The organism is Rhodococcus sp. T9N (assembly GCF_024436645.1).
GTDB lineage: Bacteria > Actinomycetota > Actinomycetes > Mycobacteriales > Mycobacteriaceae > Rhodococcus_F > Rhodococcus_F qingshengii.
Genome location: NZ_JAMSKS010000002.1, coordinates 243,077 through 261,005 on the forward strand (window position 1 = coordinate 243,077; position 17,929 = coordinate 261,005).

Below are 17,929 nucleotides of genomic sequence, written 5' to 3' on the forward strand. Positions count from 1 at the left end.
GATCCACAATGTAAGTTACGCAACATCGGACGTCGAACATAGGACATCCCCTATCCACTCCCTTGATGTCCCGCTCCCCGCCTTGGAGGCCGCCTTGAAGAACGAACGACCGCTGAGCTCCGCGTTCACCCGCCGAGACCTGTTCCGGTACACCGGGCTACTGGGAGCTGCAGCAGGTATCACCGCGACTCTCGCGGCCTGTGGCGGCGGGCCGTCGTCGACCTCGGTTGTCGGCGGTTCCGCGAGCACCGGCGATCTGACCACCGCCATCGGATACGGCAACGACCAGAGCTTCGACCCGATGCAGACTGCATCCGGTTTCCTCATGGCAGCGGTCAACCACGTCTACGAGGGACTGCTCGAAAACGATCCAGGCACCGGTGAGACGTATGCGGCGCTCGCACAGGCCGTCCCGACCGACGCCACCGCCTCGAGCTGGACCATGAAAATCCGCGAGGGAGCAACCTGGCACGACGGCACTCCGGTCACCTCGGACGACGTCGTCTTCACCTTCGATCGCATCCTCGATCCACAGCAGAACGTACTGATCCGCTCCTTCTTCTCCTCCTGGCTGCAGTCCGTCACCAAGGTCGACGACCAAACGGTGACCCTGAACTTCAACTACCCGTTCAGCGCTGCCGCACAGCGTCTCTCGATCGCCAAGATCATGCCCAAGCACGTCTTCGACGGCCACTGGGACGAGGCCAAGTCCGGAACGCTGGTCGTCGGTTCCGGTCCGTACAAGCTCAAGAGCCACACCCCCAAGAGCAACACAGCTTTCGAGGCCTTCGAGGCGTACAACGGGCCGCGTCCGGCCAACTTCGCGACCATGAACTGGCTCTCCATCGTCGACACCTCCTCACGCATCGCGCGCGTCTCGGGCAACAATGCCGGTGCACAACTCGCCGACAACATCCCCGTCGCCAACGTCCCCACTCTGACCTCCGGTGGGCGCACCGTCGAGGGCAACCCGGGCATGAACCTCATGTACCTGCTCTTCGACACGACTCAGGCACCGTTCGACGACGTTCGTGTTCGCCAGGCGATGTTCTATGCGATCAACACCCCGAAGATGATCGAGATCGCCCTCGGCGGCAAGGCAGCACCGGCCACGAGCTACCTGTACGAGCGCAACCCCGACTACGCGCGAGCGTCCACCGTCTACTCGTACGATCCGGACAAGGCCCGCTCGCTCCTCGCTGCCGCCGGTGTCAGTGGCCTCGACCTGACGCTGCTCTCCACCAACGTCAGCTGGTTGGCCGACTGCTTGCCGACCATCAAAGAGTCTTGGGACGCAGTCGGATTCAACACGACACTCGAACCGCAGGACACCAGCGCCATGGTGAGCAAGCTCAACAGCGGCCAGAAGTTCCAGATCGCCGCCGGTACGTCCAACCCGCAGGCATTCGGCAGCGACGTCGACCTTCTCGTCCGCTACACGTACAGCAAGGGCGGCTTGTGGACGAAGACCTACGCCAAGTGGGACGACACCCCCGAAGCGCAGAAGATCTACGCCACCATGGACGAAGCCACCCGCGAGACCGACCCGGCAAAGCGCAGCACCCTCGTGCAGTCGTACCTGAACCAGATCGCCGAAAATGCTGTCTACTACCCGGTTCTCCATCAGGAGCTCCTGACTGCGTGGGATCCGAAGAAGATCGCCGACGTCACTCCGCTGCCGTACCCCGGCGTCAACCTGCTTCAGGCGAAGCCGGCCTGATACCCGCCCGCTCGGCCGTTTCCCACAACTGAGAGATCCCCCGATGGCAAGAGTCCTCCCCATGCTGATCAGGCGATTACTGATACTGATCCCCCTGATCCTCGGCATCATCGCGTTCGTCTTCATCGTGATGCAGTTCGCGCCCACCGATCCCGCAACCGCGGCGTTCAACGGTGGCAACCCGACTGCGGAACAGTTGCAGCAGTTCAAGGAAGAGAACGGACTGCTCGATCCGCTTCCGCTGCAATACGTTCACTTCGTGACCGATCTGGTCAGCGGCAACATGGGTGACAGTCTGATTTCCGGTACCCCGGTGTTGGATTCGATCTCCACCGCTCTGCCACTGACCATTCAGCTCACGGTTCTCGGACTGGTGATCGCCATCGTGCTCTCGCTGATCTTCGGCGTCACCAGCGCACTGTTCCGCGATCGTTGGCCGGATCAGGTCATCCGAGTGATCTCCCTCGGCGGTGTGGCGGCACCGTCATTCTGGTTGGCACTGCTGATGATTCAGTACCTTGCTGTCCAACTCGGATGGTTCCCTACCGGTGGCTACGTCAATCCGAGCGACTCCGTCAGCGACTGGCTCTGGTACATGGCGCTCCCGGCGCTGTCCCTGTCACTGCCCGTCGCAGCACAACTCACGCGCATCATCCGCACGTCGATGGTCGAGGAGTTGGACAAGGACTACGTCCGGACCGCGATCGGCAGCGGCCTGCCCTATCACGTGGTGATCGGACGGAATGTGTTGCGTAACGCGCTGATCAACCCGCTCACCGTCCTGGGCCTCCGTGTCGGTTACCTCCTCGGTGGCGCTGTGGTCATCGAGCAGATCTTCGGCCTGCCCGGCATGGGTCAGCTCATGATCAACGGCGTCACCAACGGTGACCCCGCAGTCGTTCAGGGAGTTGTCATCGTCATCGCGGTCGGCTTCGTCGTCGTCAACCTCGCCGTCGACATCCTCTACCTGCTCGTCAATCCACGACTTCGGAGCGCAGCATGATGAGAAGAAAACTCACCGAGAAGCTTTCGCGACCCGGCATCACCTTTTCTCGCTTCCCCCTCTCGGCCTGGCTGTCGATGGCGGTTCTCGCGATCATCGTGCTCGCCTGCCTCTTCGCGCCGCTGATCACGCAGTACACCCCGCTCGAACAGGCGGTGGGTACCGCGGGCCCCAGCGCCGACCACTGGTTCGGTCAGGACAGTCTCGGTCGAGATCTGTTCAGCCGCTTGCTCTACGGCGGACGCTGGTCGCTGACCATCGGTCTCGGTTCCACCTTCCTCGCACTGTGCGCCGGCGCTCTCATCGGATCGGTGGCCGCAACGAGCCGAAAAGGCGTCGACGAGACCATCATGCGTGTGCTCGACGTGGTCATGGCGTTCCCGGGCATTGCGCTCGCTGCCGTACTCGTCGCGGCCTTCGGTGGTTCGATCCCGGTTCTGATCGTCACTATCGCGTTCCTCTACACACCGATGGTGGCTCGCGTCGTTCGCGCGAACGTTCTCGCTCAGTACGGTGAGGACTACGTCGCGGCCGAAAAGGTCATCGGCGCAAGAACTTCACACATCGTCGTCAAGCACGTCGTAGCCAACTGTGCTGCGCCCGTTCTCGTCTTCTGCACTGTCATGGTCGCCGACGCCATCGTGCTCGAGGCCAGCCTGTCGTTCATCGGAGCAGGTGTCCGTCCCCCGGATCCGTCGTGGGGATCGGTGATCGCCGACGGCAAGAACATGGTCCTTCTCGGTGGTTGGTGGGCAACGGTGTTCCCCGGTCTGCTGATTCTTCTGACGGTGCTATCCCTCAACGTGCTCGCCGAGGGCCTGACGGACGCGATGGCCGATCCGAGTCTGAAGAAGACCAAGAAGACGCCCTCCGCACTCCAAGCAGCGCAGACCGCCGCAGCGGAGGAGACCTCCAACGAACTCATTCTGGAGGACGAAGCCGCATCGGTCGCCAACACTCCGGAGTTGATCGACGACTTCGCCGACCCGAGCGTCGTGAAAGATGTCCTGAAACCGGCCGCCGAGCCGACTCCTCTCGAAACTCACCTGAAGATCCTGGCGGAAACCGAGCGATCTCGGTCCGATCGTCTTGTGTACGAGGGCGATGCCGCACCACTCCTCGAGGTCCGCAATCTCACGATCCGGTTCCCGGAACGCTACGGAGACACCGCGATCGTCGACAACGTGAGCTTCACCGTCCGTCCGAACGAGACGATGGCGCTCGTCGGCGAGTCCGGTTGCGGAAAATCGCTCACGTCGCTGGCGATCATGGGTCTGCTACCCAAGACGGCAGTGGTGACCGGCGAGATCCTGTTCGACGGAGTCAACGTCCTCGAGCTGAACAACCGAGAGCGAAACAAGCTGCGCGGGCACGACATGGCCATGATCTACCAGGACGCGCTGAGTTCACTGAATCCGGCGATGCTGATCCGCGCGCAGTTCAAGCAGCTCACCAAGCGCGGCGGTACCCGCACAGCCGAGGAACTGCTCGAACTCGTCGGACTCGATCCGGTGCGCACTCTCTCCAGCTACCCACACGAGCTTTCCGGTGGTCAGCGTCAGCGCGTTCTGATCGCCATGTCGCTCACCCGCAGTCCGCGGTTGATCGTCGCGGACGAGCCCACCACCGCTCTCGACGTCACCGTCCAGGCCCAGGTCGTGGACTTGCTCAACGATCTTCGGGAAAAGCTGGGATTTGCAATGGTCTTCGTCAGCCACGACCTGGCACTCGTAGCCTCCCTGGCCCACAAGATCACGGTGATGTACGCCGGTCAGGTCGTCGAGTCGGCGCCCACGAGTGATCTGCTCGTCGATCCCCGCCACGAATACACCCAGGGCCTTCTCGGTGCCGTTCTCTCTATCGAGGACGAAGCGCCGCGACTGCATCAGATTCAGGGAACTGTTCCCTCGCCCGGAAACTTCGCGGCGGGTGACCGTTTCGCCGAGCGTTCCACTCGCCCGGACTCCGACCCCCTCCGTAAGCCGGAGATGGTCCGGGTCGACGGGACCGAGCATTGGTTCGCCAACCAGTCCGCGACTCCCGTACGTACAGAATCGGAATTGGAGAGCGTGCGATGACTACAGCTGAAGCACCCATCCTGGAACTGAAGAACATTCACGTCGTCCACAAGACCCGTTCGGGATCACTGTTCAAACCCGGCACGGTTCACGCGGTCAACGATGTCAGTATCGACGTACGACGAGGGACGACGATCGGCATCGTGGGCGAGTCGGGTTGTGGCAAGTCCACTCTGGCCAAAGTCATGGTCGGACTGCAGAAACCGACGTCGGGCGACGTGGTCTTTCGCGGCCGAAGCGCTCTGACCCGGTCGGCCGGCGTGCGCAAGGAGTTCGGCCGGGCGATTTCGATCGTCTTCCAGGATCCGGCTACCGCGCTCAATCCCCGAATGACGGTGGCCGACATCCTCACCGATCCACTCGACGTCCACGGCATCGGCAACCGCGCGAGCCGGACCGCCCGAGTTCGCGAGCTGGTCGGTTTGGTCGGACTCCCCCAATCTGCGCTCGAAGTCATCCCGAGCCAGATCTCCGGCGGTCAGCGGCAACGTGTCGCGATCGCGCGTGCACTCGCGCTCGAACCTGACGTCATCGTGGCCGACGAGCCGACGTCGGCGCTCGACGTCTCGGTGCGAGCGCAGATCCTGAATCTGCTCAGCGACATCAAGGCTCGGTTGGGGCTCGGCATGGTGTTCATCTCGCACGACATACAGACGGTGCGGTACGTCTCCGACACCATCGTCGTCATGAACGCCGGGCGGATCGTCGAGCAGGGAACGGCCCAGGAAGTATTCGACAACCCGTCGGATGCGTACACGGCCAAACTGCTGGGTGCGGCGCCCAGCCTCCTGCAACGCACCGTTGACGTGGGTTGACCAATGGAGCGGATGACCGGACATAGGATGAAGGACGTTCGTATCAGAAAAGGGGAATCGATGTCTGTCCGGAGTGGCACACAGGGCGCTCGTTTCAGCGCGCAAAACCGCATGCGCGCACTTCAGACGGACATCATGAACTTGATCCTCGAACGCAGGCTCTCCCCCGGCGACCCGATGCCCACCGAGGCCGAACTGTCCGAGGAATTGGGTATCGGCCGAAACACGCTCCGGGAGGCGCTCAAGGTTCTGCAGGCCTTGGGTGTCGTCGAGATCCGTCACGGCTTCGGAATGTTCGTCGCCCCTAGCAACTTCGACGCTCTCGCCGACGGCCTGACCTTCCGTGGCCGGTTGTCCTTGCAGGGCACCGGGCACGAGGCGATGGAACTGGTCGACATTCGTCAGGCACTCGAGACCGGACTGATCGGTGCGGCGATGGCCGAGATGACGTCGGCCGACCACGCCGACCTCGACGAACTCGTCACCGGCATGGAGGTCCGTGCCGCAGCCGGGAAGAACTTCTCCGACATCGACGCGACCTTCCACTCCCGCCTGTACTCCCCGCTGGACAACCAGGTCCTCGCTCAATTGATGGACGTCTTCTGGCAGGTGTACAGCGAGATCCAGCAGGCCATCGGGCATTCGGATACGCCACTGATCGACATCGCGTCGAAGCACCGTGCGATTCTCGACGCGATCCGTACGGGTGATGCAGTCGAGGCGGCGCACACTCTCGATGTGCACTTCGGTGGCCTGCGCGAGCGGATCGCCAGTCTCCATGCGTCGGAAGCGCAGTAATTTCGAAACACGTGATTTTGCTCCGCTGGCTCACCATCGCGCCCGTTCTTCCGGCAAAATTACGGGTATGAAGAACCCGAACCTGACGCCTTCGCGCGTTCTCGCAGTTGTCCTCGCTGCCGCCCTGGTCATTTTCGTGATCGCACGCCGCCGCGACGACGGCGCCCTCAGTCGCGGAGAATGGTTGTCGGACACCGTCGGACCGGACGACCTCGCCGGCTGAAACGACGTGTGCCCTCGGCCGAAACTCGGCCGAGGGCACACGCACGTGTCATCTACTACTTCATCGAATCCAGTCGGGTTCGCGCGTCTTCGAACCCGGACACCAGCTCTGCCATGACCTCGGCGACCGGGCGGATCTCGTTCATCCGTCCCACGATCTGACCGACGGGCATTGCCACAACTTCCGGGTTCTCCGATGCAGCGATTCTCTGATGAGCGTCGCTGACCAGAAGGTTCTGCAGCGGCATCGGCAATGGCGCCGGTGCTCCCGGGTTCGACCAGGCTTCCGTCCACTTGGTCTTGAGCAACCGAGCGGGCTTACCCGAGTAGATGCGCGAACGAACGGTGTCGGCCGACGTCGCGCCCAACAGTGCACGCTGAATAGCGGACGGGCCCTCGCCCGATGCACTGCCGAGTTTGTATTCGGACGTGGTGAGCCAGTACGAGCCCATCCACACTCCGGACGCACCGAGTGCAAGTGCGGCAGCCACCTGACGGCCGCTGCCTATACCGCCGGCAGCCAGTACGGCAGCTGAATCACCCAGTGCATCAACGATTTCCGGAACGAGAACCATCGATGCGATTTCGCCGGTGTGACCGCCGGCCTCGTAGCCCTGCGCGATCACGATGTCGACACCGTTCTCGACGTGACGACGTGCATGCTCGACGGCGCCGGCCAGCGCTGCTACCGGTACGCCCTTCTCGTGTGCCTGATCGATGACGTCCTTCGGCGGTGATCCCAGTGCATTCGCAATCAACGCAATCCGGTGTCCCAGAGCAACATCGACGTGTGACCGCGCCACCGAGTGAAGCCATCCCAGTACGCCGGTCGCATGCTCGACGTCGTCGGAAAGCGGCGGCACACCGAGCTCGTCGAGCGTGCGGTTGACGAAGGCGCGGTGCTCCTCCGGAATCAGCTTGTCGAGATCGACGGCGCCGCCCTCGGTCGGCACCTTGGCCGGCATGACGATGTCGACGCCGTACGGCTTACCGTCGGTGTTCTCGTCCATCCACGTCAGTGCGGCTTCGAGCTCTTCCGGGTCGTTGAACCGGACGCAACCGAGCACGCCCAGACCTCCCGCGCGGCTGATCGCGGCCGCGACGTGCTCGGAAGGAGTGAATCCGAAAATCGGGTATTCGATGCCGAACTTGTCGGCGAGATCCGAACGCATCAGGCTTCCACGCTTTCGTTTGCGGACGCCACAGGAGCGCCGTTTCCGTTGTGATCATCGGCCTCGCGCGATTCCGTTTCGGCCTTCGCCCAGCGGTAGTCGGGCTTGCCTGCCGGGTTGCGCTTGATCTGGTCCACGAACCACACGCTGCGCGGAACCTTGTATCCGGCAATCTCTTTGCGTGCTGCGGTGGCGATGTCGTGCAGCGTCGGCGACGTGCCTTCGCGTACCTGGACCACTGCGGCAACGCGCTGACCGAAGCGCTCGTCGGGGATACCGACCACCAGGACGTCGAAGATGTCCGGGTGCGCCTTCAAAGCGCCTTCGACCTCTTCCGGGTACACCTTCTCGCCGCCGCTGTTGATCGACACCGAACCGCGGCCGAGCATCGTGACCGTGCCGTCGGCTTCGACCTGCGCATAGTCGCCGGGGATCGAGTAGCGAACGCCGTTGATGGTGCGGAAGGTTTCGGCGGTCTTGACCTCGTCCTTGTAGTAGCCGAGCGGGATGTTGCCCTTGCGAGCGAGCATGCCGCGCTTGCCCGATCCGGGTTCGACCTCGTTGCCGTCGTCGTCGAGAACCGTTGTGGAGGCGTCGATCTTGACCGTCGGACCGCCAGCGTGCTTCTGCCCCTTGCTCAGCACGGCCAGTCCGCCGAAGCCGGTCTCGGATGCTCCGATGGAGTCCGTCAGCAGGCGGTTGGGCAACAGTTCGAGGAACTGCTCCTGGATACTCGGAGAGAAGAGTGCAGCACTGCTGGCCATCACGTAGAGCGTCGAAAGATCGTACGGCTCACCGGTCTCCGGGTTTCCGGCGATGAGTGCGTCGAGCATCGGACGGCCCATCGCGTCACCCGTGATGAAGATCAGGTTGACCTTGTGCTTGTCGATGTTCTGCCACACCTCGTGGGCGTCGAATTCCGGGTGCATCAAACAGGTTCCGCCGCCGAAGAGGCTGTGGAATACCGCCGACTGCGAACCGCCGTGAATCATCGGGGGGATCGGGTAGCGGATCATGCTCGGGTTGGCGGCGCCGACCTTCGCCATCTCGTACTCGTCCTCGACCGGAACTCCGGTGACGAAGTTGATGCCTCCGCCGAGAACACGCCACCAGTCCTCGTGACGCCACATGACGCCCTTGGGACTTCCGGTGGTGCCGCCGGTGTAGAGCATGAAGATGTCGTCGTTGCTGCGCTCTTCGAAATCACGCTCACCCGAACTCTGCGCGAGTGCGTCCTCGTAGCCGATGCCGAAAGCACTGAAGTCCAGATCGGTGCCGTCCTCGACCACGATGACGGACTTGACCTTGGGAGTGTTCGGCAGGACGTTCGCGACCTTGTCCGAGTAGCGGCGCTCGTGAATGAGCGCAACCATGTCGGAGTTGTCGAAGATGTACTGCAACTCGTTCTCGACGTACCGGTAGTTGATGTTGACCATCACGGCCCGGATCTTGAAAACCGCGACCATGGCCTCGATCGCCTCGATGACGTTCCGGCAGTAGATGCCGACCTTGTCACCCGGCTGAACGCCATGTTCACGCAGGTAGTGGCCGAGGCGGTTTGCTCGGTCCTCCAACTGTGCATAAGTCATCTCGCGGTTGTCCGAGACCAGCGCAACGCGGTCCGGAACGAGGTCGATTGCGTGCTCTACGAAGTCTGCGATGTTAAGGGCCACGAGTTCAAAGTAGAACGTGTTACCGTTTCTGGCAAGACCCAATTTGAGAGCCAGCTCACAGACCCGCCAGGAGCCATCAGTGTCCACTTCGACGACCGAAAAATCAGACATTTCGGAAACCGCGCCGCATTGCCTCGTGGAGAAGCGTGGCCACGTTCTCATCGTGACCATGAATCGCCCCGAGCGTAAGAACGCCATCACCGGCGAGATGATGGCGATCATGGTCGACGCCTGGGATCAGGTCGACAACGACCCCGAAATCCGTGTCGCCATCCTCACCGGTGCGGGCGGCGACTTCTGCGCCGGCGCCGACCTCAAGAACATGTCCGCCAAGCCGCCGGGAGATTCCTTCGCGGGCGGTGGCGTCGACATGTCCAAGATCGAAGGCCTCCTCAAGGGCCGTCGGTTGACCAAGCCACTGATCGCCGCCGTCGAGGGTGCAGCTATCGCCGGCGGAACCGAAATCCTGCAGGGCACCGACATCCGCGTCGCGGGTGAGAGCGCCAAGTTCGGCGTCTCCGAAGCCAAGTGGGGGCTCTTCCCGCTCGGCGGTTCCGCAGTGCGTCTGGTGCGACAGATTCCGTACACGATCGCGGCGGACATCCTGCTCACAGGTCGTCACATCAAGGCTCCCGAGGCCAAGGAGATCGGGCTCATCGGCCACGTGGTCCCGGACGGCCAGGCCCTCGACAAGGCGCTGGAGCTCGCGGACCTGATCAGTGCCAACGGCCCTCTCGCCGTGCAGGCGATTCTCAAGACCATCCGCGACACCGAGGGCATGCATGAGGAAGAGGCCTTCCAGATCGACGCACAGCTGGGCATGAAGGTGTTCATGAGCGCCGACGCCAAGGAGGGCCCGCGGGCTTTCGGTGAGAAGCGGGCGCCCCAGTTCAAGGGTGTCTGACCCACCCCTGTCTGAGCCACCCCCGTCTGACCGACCCCCGCCTGAGCCCCCTTTCCTGTCCGCTCTCGGTCCCACCCACCCCCTTTTCGAGCGAACGTACCTTTCGGCGCCTTCAGTGCGCCGAAAGGCACTTTCGCTCAGCCGGTTTCGTCCAATTTCACCCATCTCGACCTCGCGAACACCTGCGGCCGGGGACGTGACTGCGCCAATCTGTAGTGCGCACGCAGGTCCTCGATCACGCGATCAGGGTCCGTTCGCAGTGCACTGGGCACCGTCGGCAACACGATGATTCCCGCATTCTGCATACGCGTCCGACGCTCCACCGTGCGCTTGTAGTCCGTCGGCGCGGCATGCCATTCCAAGGAGTCGATGTCCCACGCGAAGGCAACCGAATCGATCCATCCGTCCGGAACTGCGATGAAGTCCCCGTTGGCATCCCGGATCTCATGGTTGAACAACATTTCCGGCAGCCCGCTCCGCTGCCACAATTTTCGCGCGTGAACCTCCGGAACCGAGTGGACGTTCGCGTTCACTTCGCGCAACACGACCCGAGGTAGCGCGGAACCCCGACTGCTACCCGCTTCGAGTTCCTTCGCAAGTTCGCGCACCGAGACATCGCCGCGCTGAACAGCCTCAGCGATGAGTGCCCGTGTGGGATCGAGCGCCTTGTACCGCCTCGCAGCGTCGAGTAACGCTCGCGGCAGCGGAGCACAGCGCAGACCGTTCCGAATCTCCGGCTCGGGCAGTCGAACAGTGCGCTCCACCGTGACGAACCCAACCGATTGAACTCGACGGTCGATGGGGATGAGCACCTGCACATCCCCCGAGTGCGTTCGATATCCGTACTCCGACATGGCTGATCGCCCGGTCAGCAGGGAATCGTCACCGCTCAACATGAGCGCAGCGATCGAGCGTTGACGTGGCGTCGGTTGACCGTTTCTGAGCAGAATGACCCCCGGCAATATGCGCTGCCACGGTCCACCTACCCGACACCGGGTGTGCACTGCGGAGTTGGACACGCCCAATCGCGCCAACTCCGCCGTTCGGATCACTCCGCTTCGACTGACGCGGTAAATCGCGTCCAGATCATCGCCCCACGTTCCTCGCCGCATGGTTGCAGCATGACTCGAGCATCAGCGCGGGCCCCGGCGGCGAACTGGGGTTTCGGTGCGCCTGTGGATAACTTTGGGCGAGCGAAAGGTACGTTCAGCGCCTCAGATGCGCTGAACGTGCCGTTCGCTCGAAGAAAAAGGGGGGTACCGCTCGAAAATGGGGGGTGCCCCGCTCAACCACCCACCGCGGCCGCGAGCTCTCGCACATGGTCGGCGTCGCGGCAGGTCACCAGCAGCATCGTGACTCCGGCTTCCTCCCAACGCTTCACGTCTGCGCGCACCTCGTCGACGTTGCCGATGATCATGGTCTCGGTGACCATCTCGTCGGGGACGACGGCAGCAGCTTCGTCCTTGCGGCCCGACATGAAGAGGCGACCGATCTCGTCGACCTCCTTCTCGTAGCCCATCCGCTTGTAGACCTGCGCGTGAAAGTTCAACTCCGGGGCGCCCATTCCGCCGACGTAGAGGGCGGTCATCGGCTTGAGAGCGGCGATGGCAGCGGCGCGATCGTCAGTCACGATGACCTGGCACGTGGCGGCCACCTCGAAATCTTCGCGACTACGACGGGCCCCGGCGCGAGCGAAGCCTTCGTCGAGCCACTTGTTGTACATCGGGGCCAGGCGCGGGGTGTAGTAGATCGCCAGCCAGCCGTCGGCGATTTCACCGGCGAGCGCGACGTTCTTCGGCCCTTCGGCGCCGAGCCAGATCGGGATGTCCGCACGCAGCGGGTGCGTAATGGGCTTGAGCGGCTTGCCAAGTCCCGAACTGCCCGGTCCCGCATACGGCAGAGGGTAGTGGGGACCGGGACTGGTGACGGGCGCTTCACGGGCGAGGACCTGGCGCACGATCGAGACGTATTCGCGGGTGCGCGCGAGCGGCTTCTCGAACGGCTGGCCGTACCAACCTTCGACGACCTGCGGTCCGGATACGCCGAGCCCGAGGATCGTTCGCCCACCGTTGAGGTGATCGAGAGTGAGCGCGTGCATGGCACAGCTGGTCGGTGTTCGCGCCGAAATCTGTACGACGGAGGTCCCGAGACGGACGTTCTCGGTGCGCGATCCCCACCAGGCGAGCGGGGTGAAAGCGTCCGAGCCCCACGACTCCGCCGCGAAGACCGCGTCGAATCCGGCGCCTTCCGCGACCTCGATCAGTTCCGGGGCGTTTGCCGGCGGCTGTGCGCCCCAGTATCCGAGTTGCAACCCAAGCTTCATCGCAGGCCTCCACATTGCCGGTGATCAGAAGTGACTCTTGCCACAATCTCTAGAACCTGTTCTACTCGATCTTGTGACCATCGGAAAGAGCGGGGTGGCCGACAAGCCCCTGAGCGCACCATTGAATCTCCATTTCGACTACACCAGATCGACGGGACCGACCATCGGCGCGTTCGTGACTGCCCTGCGTGATCGCAAGGTGATCGGCGCACGCGGGTCGAACGGTCGTGTCTTCGTGCCGCCACCGGAATTCGATCCGGACACGGCCGAGCCACTGACCGACTTCGTCGGAGTCTCCGACGGCGGAACGGTAGTGAGTTGGACGTGGATGCCCGAACCCATCGAGGGTCAACCCCTGACGAAGCCTTTCGCGTGGGCCCTGATCAAGCTCGACGGCGCGGACACGTCCATGCTCCACGCGGTCGACGTCGACTCCCCCGACGACATCAGCACCGGCCTGCGGGTTCGTGCTCGCTGGGCGTCGGAGCGGATCGGGCAGATCAAGGACATCGAGTGCTTCGAACCAGGTGAGAGCGAAAATGGAATCGCGACAGTCGATTCCAGCGCCGATCCTGTCACCATGATCACGACGCCTGTCGATCTGCACTTCATGCATTCCGCTTCGGCCGAGGAGAGTTTCTACCTCCGCGGTCTCGCAGAAGGCAAGCTCATCGGTGGTCGCAGCGGACCCGAAGACAAGATCTACATCCCACCGCGCGGCGCGAATCCCACCAACGGGAAGCCGACGAGCGAGCAGATCGAACTGCCGGACAAGGGAATTGTCACCACCTTCTGCATCGTCAACGTCCCGTTCCTCGGGCAGCGAATCAAACCGCCCTACGTGGCCGCCTACGTGCTTCTCGACGGGGCTGACATTCCGTTCCTGCACTTGATTCTCGAATGTGATGCCGCGGACGTACGGATGGGCATGCGCGTCGAAGCCAAGTGGAAGCCTCGCGAAGAGTGGGGTTACACCCTCGAGAACATCGAATACTTCCGGCCGACAGGTGAACCCGACGCCGAGTACTCCACCTTCCAACACCACCTGTGAGGCTCCTGAAATGACTTCTGCAGACATCGCAGTCGTGGGCTTTGCTCAGGCACCCCACGTCCGCGAAACCAACGGCACCACCAACGGCGTCGAGATGCTCGTCCCGTGCTTCCAGCAGCTCTACAGCGATCTGGGAATCACCAAGTCAGACATCGGCTTCTGGTGCTCCGGATCTTCCGACTACCTGGCCGGACGAGCGTTCTCCTTCATCTCGGCCATCGACTCCATCGGAGCGGTCCCGCCGATCAACGAATCTCACGTCGAGATGGACGCCGCGTGGGCCTTCTACGAAGCGTGGATCAAGATCTTGACCGGTGAGGTCGAGACCGCGCTGGTGTACGGATTCGGCAAGTCCTCCGCCGGGCACCTGCGCAAGATCCTGTCCATGCAGCTCGATCCGTACCTCGTCACTCCGCTGTGGCCGGACTCCGTCTCGATCGCCGGACTTCAAGCCCGACTCGGACTCGACGCGGGTAAGTGGACGCACGAGGACATGGCGGAGGTTGCCGCTCGTAGCCGTCGTCACGCGCTGAGCAATCCGAAGGCTCAGCTCGCAGGCGAGGTCGACATCGAGGCCCTTCTCGCCAGCCCCTTCCTCGCAGATCCGTTGCGCGCACACGATTGTGCGCCCATCACCGACGGCGCGGCAGCAATCGTCCTGGCCTCGGGTAACCGCGCCCGCGATCTCTGCGAGCGGCCGGCGTGGATCACCGGACTCGAGCATCGCATCGACTCCCCCAACCTGGGTGCACGTGACCTGACCACCTCACCGTCCACTACGTCCGCAGCCAAGGCGGCAACGGGCGGCGAGGTCGGCAACATCGACGTCGCCGAACTGCACGCACCGTTCACTCACCAGGAATTGATCTTGAAGGAAGCGATCGGCCTGACCGACGCCACCACGATCAATCCGTCCGGCGGTCCGCTCAGCGGCAACCCACTGTTCGCCGGTGGTCTGGAACGAATCGGCCACGCCGCCAAGGCAATCTTCGACGGCCAGGCGAATCGCGCTCTGGCCCATGCAACAAGCGGCCCTGTGCTGCAGCAGAACCTGGTAGCAGTCTTGGAGGGACGGAACTGATGGCCGGAACGCCTCAACTCGCGGCCGTGCTCGGCACCGGCCAAACTCACTACGTCGCAAAGCGTCACGATGTCTCGATGGCGGGCTTGGTTCGTGAAGCCATTGACGCCGCGATGCTCGACGCCAACGTCGGCTGGGACGACATCGACGCCGTCGTCATCGGAAAGGCCCCCGACTTGTTCGAGGGTTCGATGATGCCCGAACTCGCCATGTCGGATGCTCTGGGCGCCAACGGAAAGCCGTTGCTGCGTGTTCACACTGCCGGCTCGGTGGGCGGTTCGACGGCTATCGTCGCCTCCAGCCTGGTCAAATCCGGTGTCCACAAGCGGGTTCTGACGGTTTCCTGGGAGAAGCAGTCCGAGTCGAACGCCATGTGGGCGCTGTCCGTACCGGTTCCGTTCAACATGCCCGTCGGCGCCGGTGCCGGTGGATACTTCGCCCCGCACGTCCGTTCGTACATTCGTCGATCGGGCGCACCGGAGCACATCGGCTACCTCGTCGCGGTGAAGGATCGGCTCAACGGCAGCCTCAATCCGTATGCGCACTTGCGGCAGCCGGACATCACTCTCGAATCGGTACAGGCATCTCAGATGCTCTGGGATCCGATCCGATACGACGAGACCTGCCCGTCCTCTGACGGCGCGTGCGCTCTGGTGATCGGCAACGAGGAAGCGGCCGCACAGGTCGAGGCCGAGGGTCGTTCGGTCGCGTGGATCCACGCGACGGCCATGCGCACCGAGCCGACCTTCTATGCCGGACGCGATCAGGTCAATCCGCAAGCCGGCCGTGACGCTGCAGCAGCACTGTGGAAGTCAGCGGGAATCACCGATCCGCTGAACGAGATCGACTGCGCCGAAATCTATGTCCCGTTCTCGTGGTTCGAGCCGATGTGGCTCGAGAACCTCGGCTTCGCGGAGGAAGGCCAGGGCTGGAAGCTGACCGAGGCAGGTGAAACCGCGATCGGCGGCAAGCTCCCGGTCAATGCCTCGGGCGGTGTTCTCTCCTCCAACCCGATCGGCGCCTCGGGCATGATCCGATTTGCCGAGTCGGCGATGCAGGTCATGCACCGCGCCGGCGATCACCAGGTAGCCGACGCGCGCAAGGCTCTCGGCCATGCCTACGGCGGTGGCTCGCAGTACTTCTCGATGTGGGTCGTCGGCTCCGAACGTCCCACCACGTAAGCAGCAGCACACACGCCGATCAGGAAGAGGCCGAAGATGAAGTACACCGTCGGGGTTGCCATGAACCCCTTGGACCAGTTAGCCGGTATCGCCAAAACTGCCGAGGAATGCGGCTTCTCGTCGATCGCTCTCCCCGATTCACTGTTCTTCATGGAAACACAGGCGGCGGATTACCCGTACACCCCGGACGGGTCTCGGATGTGGAATGCCGAGACCCCCTGGGTCGATCCGCTCATCGCCGCGGCTGCAATGGGCGCGGTGACCGAGAAGATCGAGTTCTACACCCAGGTGCTCAAGCTGGGTAGCCGCAATCCCGTCCTGCTCGCGCGGCAGGTCGGTTCGGTGGCGGCATTGACGAACAACCGTTTCGGCTTCGGCGTCGGAATCGGTTGGGCTCCGGAAGAGTTCGAGTGGTGCGGCGCTCCGTACAAGCGTCGGGGCGCACGTGTGGACGAGATGATCGACGTCCTCAAACTGATCCTCGGCGGCGGCATGGTCGAGTATCACGGTGAGTTCTTCGATTTCGATCGCCTGCAGATGAGCCCGGCCCCCACCAAGCCGGTTCCGTTCTACGTCGGCGGCCACACCGAGGTCGCACTCAAGCGTGCTGCGCGAGTCGGCGACGGTTGGACCTCGGCGATGATCAAGTTCGACGACCTGGTGGGTGTGATCGCACGACTACGCGAACTGCGCGCCGAGTACGGCCGCGAGAACGAGCCGTTCGAAATCCAGACGGTGTGCATCGACCGTTTCGGCAAGGACGGTTACGCAGAGCTCGAAGATGCCGGCGTCACGGACATCATTACCGTGCCTTGGGTTTTCGACGGAATCGGATTCGATGCCCCACTGGAGGCAAAGCAGGATTCGATGCGCAAATTCGCCGAGCAGTACATCAACTGAGGAGCCGCGATGACCGACGAACACCCCGCCCGCGTCGCGGGTAACGCTTCGCGCGCCGCAGCGAGTGGCAAGAACAAGGAAGCCTGGCTGGACCTCTTCGCCGAGGACGGTTGGGTGGAAGATCCGGTCGGGCCTTCGGGCTTCGATCCCGAAGGCAAAGGCCATCACGGGCGCGAAGCGATCTCCAAGTTCTACGACATGACGATCGCGAACGCGGACAAGCTCGAATTTCTGATCGACGATTCCCTGGTGTGCGGCAACGAGAACGTCAACATCGGCAAGATCCGAACCACCATCGGCGGCTCGATCATCGACGCCGAGGGCGTGTTCGTCTACCGGGTGAACGACGACGGCAAGATCGCGTCGCTTCGAGCATTCTGGGAAGTGGACCGTGCAATGAAGACGGCACGCAAAGCCTGAGAACCCACAGTACGAGCGCGGCCCCGGTCATCGACCGGGGCCGCGCTCGTCGTATTCGAATCAGCCCGTCGTACTTGCACCGAGAAGCTCGAAATGGTTTCCTGGTTCCCAACGTCGCGTGTCGATGACGGACTGCGTCAGGCATGGAGGCGTCGTACCGCAAGGGGTCACTCATGACCATTTCGTTCAATCACACCATCATCGCCGCAAAAGACCGACAAGAGTCTGCGTGGTTCTTCACTCACATGTTCGGCCTTCCAGGCCCGGTCGAAGCCGGCTACTTTCTCGGCGTTGAACTCGAGCACGGCGTGACGTTGGACTTCGCACAGGTGGAAGAAGGCGCCGAGGTTGCGTCTCAGCACTATGCTTTCCTCGTCTCCGAGGATGACTTCGACGGCATCTACCAGCGGATACAGGCGCTGAAACTGGATCACTGGGCCGATCCGCGCCAGTCGAGTACCGGCTTCAACACCAACGACGGTGGGCGTGGGGTCTACTTCCTCGACCCGTCGGGACATTTCCTGGAAGCCATCACCAAACCGTACGGCGGCTGAATTGGAGATTGAACTACAAACGGCGGCGCCTACG

General features: G+C 62.9%; 17 protein-coding genes. 13 read left to right on the top strand and 4 right to left on the bottom strand.

All coding sequences use genetic code 11. The features are described from left to right. The first annotated feature begins 94 nt into the window (after window positions 1-94). The 6 genes from M1L53_RS04860 (at window position 95) to M1L53_RS04885 (ending at window position 6,637) form a co-directional block, all read left to right on the top strand. Window positions 95-1,720, top strand: a complete 1,626-nt coding sequence (locus M1L53_RS04860) for an ABC transporter substrate-binding protein (protein ID WP_007734285.1) — start codon at window positions 95-97, stop codon at window positions 1,718-1,720. A gap of 43 nt (window positions 1,721-1,763) precedes the next feature. Continuing rightward, window positions 1,764-2,723, top strand: coding sequence for an ABC transporter permease (locus M1L53_RS04865; protein WP_003945671.1), 960 nt, complete (start codon window positions 1,764-1,766; stop codon window positions 2,721-2,723). Further along, on the top strand, window positions 2,723-4,801 hold the full coding sequence (locus M1L53_RS04870) for a dipeptide/oligopeptide/nickel ABC transporter permease/ATP-binding protein (RefSeq protein ID WP_054188075.1): 2,079 nt from the start codon (window positions 2,723-2,725) through the stop codon (window positions 4,799-4,801). Before M1L53_RS04865 ends, M1L53_RS04870 begins: the two co-directional genes overlap by 1 nt. Next, window positions 4,798-5,616 (top strand): ABC transporter ATP-binding protein, encoded by an 819-nt coding sequence (locus tag M1L53_RS04875; protein ID WP_042449495.1) that lies wholly within the window; start codon window positions 4,798-4,800, stop codon window positions 5,614-5,616. Before M1L53_RS04870 ends, M1L53_RS04875 begins: the two co-directional genes overlap by 4 nt. Window positions 5,617-5,676: 60 nt before the next feature. Beyond that, a complete protein-coding gene (locus M1L53_RS04880) occupies window positions 5,677-6,414 on the top strand; it encodes a FadR/GntR family transcriptional regulator (protein ID WP_007734278.1) in 738 nt (245 codons plus the stop codon). Between the two features lie 67 nt (window positions 6,415-6,481). Then, the gene (locus M1L53_RS04885) at window positions 6,482-6,637 is read left to right on the top strand and encodes a hypothetical protein (RefSeq protein ID WP_003945810.1); all 156 of its coding nucleotides are present in this window, start codon (window positions 6,482-6,484) and stop codon (window positions 6,635-6,637) included. 55 nt (window positions 6,638-6,692) lie between these two features. Here M1L53_RS04885 and M1L53_RS04890 read toward each other — a convergent pair whose 3' ends face one another. Next, window positions 6,693-7,808, bottom strand: a complete 1,116-nt coding sequence (locus M1L53_RS04890; RefSeq protein WP_003945863.1) for a nitronate monooxygenase family protein — start codon at window positions 7,806-7,808, stop codon at window positions 6,693-6,695. Next, a complete protein-coding gene (locus M1L53_RS04895) occupies window positions 7,808-9,481 on the bottom strand; it encodes an acyl-CoA synthetase (RefSeq protein ID WP_054188106.1) in 1,674 nt (557 codons plus the stop codon). The genes M1L53_RS04890 and M1L53_RS04895 overlap by 1 nt, the downstream gene beginning before the upstream one ends. A gap of 79 nt (window positions 9,482-9,560) precedes the next feature. Here M1L53_RS04895 and M1L53_RS04900 point away from each other — a divergent pair, with 79 nt between their 5' ends. Beyond that, on the top strand, window positions 9,561-10,385 hold the full coding sequence (locus M1L53_RS04900; protein ID WP_007734275.1) for a crotonase/enoyl-CoA hydratase family protein: 825 nt from the start codon (window positions 9,561-9,563) through the stop codon (window positions 10,383-10,385). Window positions 10,386-10,522: 137 nt separating this feature from the next. On the opposite strand, the gene M1L53_RS04905 is transcribed toward M1L53_RS04900, so the two are convergent. Together M1L53_RS04905 and M1L53_RS04910 are read right to left on the bottom strand one after the other, a co-directional pair. Further along, window positions 10,523-11,497 carry a hypothetical protein gene (locus tag M1L53_RS04905; RefSeq protein ID WP_042920440.1) on the bottom strand — a complete coding sequence of 325 codons (975 nt, stop codon included), beginning with the start codon at window positions 11,495-11,497 and terminating at the stop codon, window positions 10,523-10,525. A gap of 173 nt (window positions 11,498-11,670) precedes the next feature. Continuing rightward, on the bottom strand, window positions 11,671-12,708 hold the full coding sequence (locus M1L53_RS04910; protein ID WP_261949205.1) for an LLM class F420-dependent oxidoreductase: 1,038 nt from the start codon (window positions 12,706-12,708) through the stop codon (window positions 11,671-11,673). Window positions 12,709-12,781: 73 nt separating this feature from the next. Between M1L53_RS04910 and M1L53_RS04915 the strand changes: the two genes are divergently transcribed. From M1L53_RS04915 to M1L53_RS04940, 6 genes are all read left to right on the top strand, one after another. Further along, complete coding sequence (locus M1L53_RS04915) at window positions 12,782-13,759, top strand: Zn-ribbon domain-containing OB-fold protein (RefSeq protein WP_019746979.1); 978 nt, start codon at window positions 12,782-12,784, stop codon at window positions 13,757-13,759. Window positions 13,760-13,769: 10 nt separating this feature from the next. Next, complete coding sequence (locus tag M1L53_RS04920; RefSeq protein ID WP_007734273.1) at window positions 13,770-14,840, top strand: thiolase domain-containing protein; 1,071 nt, start codon at window positions 13,770-13,772, stop codon at window positions 14,838-14,840. Further along, entirely contained in the window at window positions 14,840-16,021 is a 1,182-nt protein-coding gene (locus tag M1L53_RS04925) for a thiolase domain-containing protein (protein ID WP_007734272.1), read from the top strand. Before M1L53_RS04920 ends, M1L53_RS04925 begins: the two co-directional genes overlap by 1 nt. A gap of 36 nt (window positions 16,022-16,057) precedes the next feature. Next, the gene (locus tag M1L53_RS04930) at window positions 16,058-16,921 is read left to right on the top strand and encodes a TIGR03619 family F420-dependent LLM class oxidoreductase (protein ID WP_019746978.1); all 864 of its coding nucleotides are present in this window, start codon (window positions 16,058-16,060) and stop codon (window positions 16,919-16,921) included. Window positions 16,922-16,930: 9 nt separating this feature from the next. Beyond that, complete coding sequence (locus M1L53_RS04935) at window positions 16,931-17,341, top strand: nuclear transport factor 2 family protein (protein WP_007734269.1); 411 nt, start codon at window positions 16,931-16,933, stop codon at window positions 17,339-17,341. 173 nt (window positions 17,342-17,514) lie between these two features. Then, window positions 17,515-17,895 (top strand): VOC family protein, encoded by a 381-nt coding sequence (locus M1L53_RS04940; protein ID WP_020906296.1) that lies wholly within the window; start codon window positions 17,515-17,517, stop codon window positions 17,893-17,895. The last annotated feature ends 34 nt before the right edge of the window (window positions 17,896-17,929 follow it).

Bases quoted from the DNA above. Each gene is read 5' to 3' on its own strand.
- M1L53_RS04865 (WP_003945671.1), top strand. From the start codon at position 1,764: ATGGCAAGAGTCCTCCCCATGCTGATCAGGCGATTACTGATACTGATC.
- M1L53_RS04905 (WP_042920440.1), bottom strand. From the start codon at position 11,497: ATGCGGCGAGGAACGTGGGGCGATGATCTGGACGCGATTTACCGCGTC.
- M1L53_RS04925 (WP_007734272.1), top strand. From the start codon at position 14,840: ATGGCCGGAACGCCTCAACTCGCGGCCGTGCTCGGCACCGGCCAAACT.
- M1L53_RS04885 (WP_003945810.1), top strand. From the start codon at position 6,482: ATGAAGAACCCGAACCTGACGCCTTCGCGCGTTCTCGCAGTTGTCCTC.
- M1L53_RS04910 (WP_261949205.1), bottom strand. From the start codon at position 12,708: ATGAAGCTTGGGTTGCAACTCGGATACTGGGGCGCACAGCCGCCGGCA.
- M1L53_RS04875 (WP_042449495.1), top strand. From the start codon at position 4,798: ATGACTACAGCTGAAGCACCCATCCTGGAACTGAAGAACATTCACGTC.
- M1L53_RS04935 (WP_007734269.1), top strand. From the start codon at position 16,931: ATGACCGACGAACACCCCGCCCGCGTCGCGGGTAACGCTTCGCGCGCC.
- M1L53_RS04940 (WP_020906296.1), top strand. From the start codon at position 17,515: ATGACCATTTCGTTCAATCACACCATCATCGCCGCAAAAGACCGACAA.
- M1L53_RS04920 (WP_007734273.1), top strand. From the start codon at position 13,770: ATGACTTCTGCAGACATCGCAGTCGTGGGCTTTGCTCAGGCACCCCAC.
- M1L53_RS04880 (WP_007734278.1), top strand. From the start codon at position 5,677: ATGTCTGTCCGGAGTGGCACACAGGGCGCTCGTTTCAGCGCGCAAAAC.
- M1L53_RS04930 (WP_019746978.1), top strand. From the start codon at position 16,058: ATGAAGTACACCGTCGGGGTTGCCATGAACCCCTTGGACCAGTTAGCC.
- M1L53_RS04890 (WP_003945863.1), bottom strand. From the start codon at position 7,808: ATGCGTTCGGATCTCGCCGACAAGTTCGGCATCGAATACCCGATTTTC.
- M1L53_RS04870 (WP_054188075.1), top strand. From the start codon at position 2,723: ATGAGAAGAAAACTCACCGAGAAGCTTTCGCGACCCGGCATCACCTTT.